We start from the raw sequence: 4,278 nt of genomic DNA, 5'->3' as shown, positions 1-4,278 counted from the left end.
CCGACCTGACCGGTGCGCCGCTCTACGTCGTGCACGTGAGCGCCAAGCAGGCCGTCGAGCAGATCGCCGCCGCCCGCGACCGCGGCCTCAACGTGTTCGGCGAGACCTGCCCGCAGTACCTCTACCTCTCGCTCGAGGACCAGCTCGGCGCCGTCAGCGAGGAGTGGGGCGACTTCGAGGGCGCGAAGTGGGTGTGCTCGACTCCGCTGCGCTCGAAGCACGAGGGTCACCAGCACCACATGTGGCAGAGCCTGCGCACGAACGACATCCAGATGGTCTCGACCGACCACTGCCCGTTCTGCATGAAGGACCAGAAGGACATGGGCATCGGCAACTTCGCGAAGATCCCCAACGGGATCGGATCGGTCGAGCACCGCATGGACCTCATGTACCAGGGGGTCGTGTCGGGTCAGATCACCCTCCCCCGCTGGGTCGAGCTCACCAGCACCACACCGGCGCGCATGTTCGGCATGTACGGCAAGAAGGGCGTCATCCAGCCCGGCGCCGACGGCGATGTCGTGGTCTACGACCCGAACGGCCACACCTCGATCGGGGTGGGGAAGACCCACCACATGAACATGGACTACTCGGCCTGGGAGGGGTTCGAGATCGACGGACACGTCGACACGGTCGTCTCCCGCGGCAAGGTCGTCGTCGACGGCGGCTCCTACCTCGGCAGCAAGGGCGACGGGCGCTACATCAAGCGCGGCCTGAGCCAGTACCTGGTCTGAGGGGGCGGCACATGGATTTCGGCGTCGTCCTGCAGACCAACCCGCCCGCCGCCCGCACGGTGCAGCTCGCACAGCTCGCCGAGGCGCACGGCTTCTCCCACCTGTGGACCTTCGACTCGCACCTGCTCTGGCAGGAGCCGTACGTCATCCACTCGGCGATCCTGAACGCGACCAAGCGCATCGTCGTCGGCCCGTTCGTCACCAACCCCGCCACCCGCGACTGGACCGTCACCGCGAGCGTGTTCGCGACCCTGAACGAGATGTACGGCAACCGCACGATCTGCGGCATCGGCCGCGGCGACTCGGCGGTGCGGGTCACGAACGGCAAGCCGGTGACCATGTCGGAGCTGCGCGAGTCGATCCACGTGATCCGCGAGCTCGCGAACTCCCGCCCGGTCGAGTACAGGGGCGCCACCCTGCAGTTCCCCTGGAGTCGCGGCTCGGAGCTCGACGTCTGGGTCGCGGCCTACGGCCCGATGGCGCTGAAGCTCACCGGCGAGGTGGGCGACGGCTTCATCCTGCAGCTGGCGGACGTCGACATCGCGGCCTGGATGATCAAGGTCGTGAAGGATGCCGCGGCCGCCGCCGGCCGCGACCCCGAGTCGATCGCCTTCTGCGTCGCGGCGCCGATGTACATCGGCGACGACTGGGAGCACATGCGCGATCAGTGCCGCTGGTTCGGCGGAATGGTGGGCAACCACGTCGCCGACATCGTCTCGAAGTACGGCACTGCGGGCGACGTTCCGGCGGCGCTCACGGACTACATCGCCGGACGCACCGGGTACGACTACAACTCGCACGGCCGCGCGCACAACGACCACGTCGACTTCGTGCCCGACGAGATCGTCGACCGTTTCTGCCTGCTCGGCACCGCGGAGGACCACATCGCCAAGCTCGAGCAGCTGCGGGCCATCGGGGTGACGCAGTTCGCGGGCTACCTCCAGCACGACAACAAGGAGGAGACGATGCGGGTGTACGGCGAGACCGTCATCCCCGCCCTCGCCGACCAGGTGACCGCGAAGCGATGATGCGCCGCCTGCGCCCGATCCTCCTCGGCATCGCCGNGATCGCGGGGATCACGGTGCTGCCGCGCGCCTCCGACCTGGCGATGCCTCACCTGGGCGCGATGCTCGACCGGGCCCTGTCGCCGGTCACGCGGGCTGCCGGTTCGCCCGCTCTGTGGCTCGCGACGCTGCAGGCGGCGTCGTTCAGCTTCGGCATCGCCGTCGTCGGATGGCTCGTGGGTGTCGTGGTCGGCATCGCGATCGCGATCGTCATGCAGCGCTTCCGCACCGCGCAGTCGGCGCTCCTGCCGTGGGTCGTGCTCAGCCAGACCGTTCCGCTCATCGCGCTCGCACCGCTCGTGCGACGCATCGGCACGCAGCTCTCCACCGGCGGATTCGAGTGGCAGGACTGGATGTCGGTCGCGCTCATCGCGAGCTACCTCGCCTTCTTCCCCGTGTCGATCGGGGCGCTGCGCGGCTTCGGGTCGCCGACCGCCGAGCACCTCGACCTGATGCGCGCCTACGGGGTGGGGTGGTGGCGCACGTTCCTCGCGGTGCGGGTGCCCGCCAGCATCCCGTTCCTCCTCCCGGCCCTGCGTCTGGCCGCGGTCAATGCGGTGGTGGGCACCATCGTCGCCGAGGTGTCGATCGGACTGCGCGGCGGCATCGGCCGCGCGATCGTCGAGTTCGCGGCATCGGGCAGCGCCGACCCGGCCAAGCAGTGGTCACCGATCTTCGGCGCCGTGCTGATGGGCCTCGCCGCCGCGGGCCTGGTCGCCCTCCTCTCCCTGGCGCTGCGGCGCTACCGACGAAACGAGGTGTCGGCATGACCGAGATCGCGGTGCACGTGCGCGGGGTCGACAAGACCTTCCGCACCGGACGCGGACGCACGGTCGACGCCCTCTCGGGCATCGACCTCGAGGTGGCGGCCGGCGAGTTCGTCTCGCTGATCGGTCCGAGCGGATGCGGCAAGTCGACGCTCATGCGTCTGATCGCCGACCTCGACACCCCGACCGCGGGCGAGCTGACGGTGTTCGGCAAGACGGCGCCGCGGGCACGCCTCGACCAGGACTACGGCATCGCGTTCCAGAAGGCCGCGCTGCTGCCGTGGCGCACGGTGCGGGGCAACATCGAGCTGCCGATGGAGCTGCACGGGATGCCGCGCGCCGAGCGCCGCGCGCGCGCCGACGAGCTGATCGAGCTGGTGGGCCTCGGCGACTTCGCCGACCGGCACCCCGACCAGCTCTCGGGCGGGATGCAGCAGCGCGTCGCGATCGCGCGCGCGTTCGCCGAGAAGCCGCGGCTGCTGCTCATGGACGAGCCGTTCGGTGCGCTCGACGAGATGACCCGCGAGACCATGCAGACCGAGCTCGCCCGCATCTGCGCGGAGACGGGCGCCGCGGTCGTGTTCGTGACCCACTCGATCCCCGAGGCGGTGTTCCTCTCGGACCGGGTCGTGGTGATGTCGCCGCGGCCAGGCCGCATCCGCGAGATCCTGACGATGGATCTGCGCGGTGAGCGCACCGAGGAGCTGCGCGAGGACGAGGCGTTCTTCGAGCGCGTCAGCGCGGTGCGCGAGGCCCTGCACGGGTCCCCCTCGGCGGGGGCGAAGGGCGTCGAGAACCGATGACCGCCCCGCGCCTGCGCACCGTGCTCGCCCCGATCGTCTTCGGGATCGCCGTGGTGCTCGTCTGGCAGCTGCTGGTGACGGCGTTCCCTGCGAAAGGCTCGGCTCTGCCGGCACCGTTCACGATCGCGGGCCAGTTCGCGGCGAGCGCGGGCGTCATCGTGCAGGCGAGTCTCGGCACGGCCGCGAACGCATTGGTGGGCCTCGTCGTCGGCACGCTCGTCGCAGTCGTGCTGGCGGTGCTCGCCGCGGCGTGGCGCCCGCTCGACGAGCTGAGCGCCCCGGTCGTGACGGCGCTGTCGGTCATCCCGATCGTCGCTCTCGCGCCGGTGTTCTACGCGATGTTCGGGGCGAGCGTCGAGACCGGCCGCCAGATGATCGCGGCGATCGCCGTGCTCGTGCCCGTCTACGTCAACACCCTGCGGGGGCTGCGCACCGTCGACCCGCTGCACCGTGACCTGCTGCGCTCCTACGCGGCGGGGCGCTGGCAGACGGCACGCACCGTGACGGTGCCGGGTGCGGTTCCGTTCCTGTTCACGGGTGTGCGCATCGCCTCGTCGCTCGCGGTGATCTCGGCCCTCGTCGCCGAGTACTTCGGCGGGCCCGTCTCAGGGCTCGGCAAGGCGATCACCTCGGCGGTCTCGTCGAGCAACTACGCGCTGGCGTGGGCGTTCGTGCTCGGCGCGATCGTCACCGGACTCGTGTTCTACTGCGCCACCGCCCTGCTCGAGACCCTCGCGCTGGCGCGCCTGAGACCCACCGGATGACGCGGCCCCGGGCCGCGGCATCCGTCCCTCTTCGTCGTGCAGCACGCGACGGACACCCGAAGCACCACCGATGCACCACCGAGAGGAGAAGCACCATGAAGCACAGCACACGAAGGATGCTGGCGCTCGGCGCCGCCGGCGTCGTCGCG

At 70.3% G+C, this 4,278-nt stretch carries 5 protein-coding genes; all 5 read left to right on the top strand.

The window, feature by feature from the left end; genetic code table 11:
- A partial coding sequence (locus tag ASG00_RS17750; RefSeq protein ID WP_235559443.1) for an amidohydrolase family protein occupies positions 1 to 731 on the top strand: 731 nt, incomplete at its 5' end.
- Positions 732 to 742: 11 nt separating this feature from the next.
- Positions 743 to 1,759 carry a TIGR03842 family LLM class F420-dependent oxidoreductase gene (locus ASG00_RS08045; protein WP_056208321.1) on the top strand — a complete coding sequence of 339 codons (1,017 nt, stop codon included), beginning with the start codon at positions 743 to 745 and terminating at the stop codon, positions 1,757 to 1,759.
- An 80-nt stretch (positions 1,760 to 1,839) separates the two neighbouring features.
- A complete protein-coding gene (locus tag ASG00_RS08040; RefSeq protein WP_327037500.1) occupies positions 1,840 to 2,565 on the top strand; it encodes an ABC transporter permease in 726 nt (241 codons plus the stop codon).
- A complete protein-coding gene (locus ASG00_RS08035; protein ID WP_056208313.1) occupies positions 2,562 to 3,365 on the top strand; it encodes an ABC transporter ATP-binding protein in 804 nt (267 codons plus the stop codon). The genes ASG00_RS08040 and ASG00_RS08035 overlap by 4 nt, the downstream gene beginning before the upstream one ends.
- Entirely contained in the window at positions 3,362 to 4,129 is a 768-nt protein-coding gene (locus ASG00_RS08030; protein ID WP_056208311.1) for an ABC transporter permease, read from the top strand. The genes ASG00_RS08035 and ASG00_RS08030 overlap by 4 nt, the downstream gene beginning before the upstream one ends.
- Positions 4,130 to 4,278 lie beyond the last annotated feature (149 nt).

The organism is Microbacterium sp. Leaf351 (genome assembly GCF_001423825.1).
Taxonomy (GTDB): domain Bacteria; phylum Actinomycetota; class Actinomycetes; order Actinomycetales; family Microbacteriaceae; genus Microbacterium; species Microbacterium ginsengisoli.
Note: the sequence above shows the minus strand (reverse complement) of the source record. Positions and strands in the feature narration are given on the sequence as shown.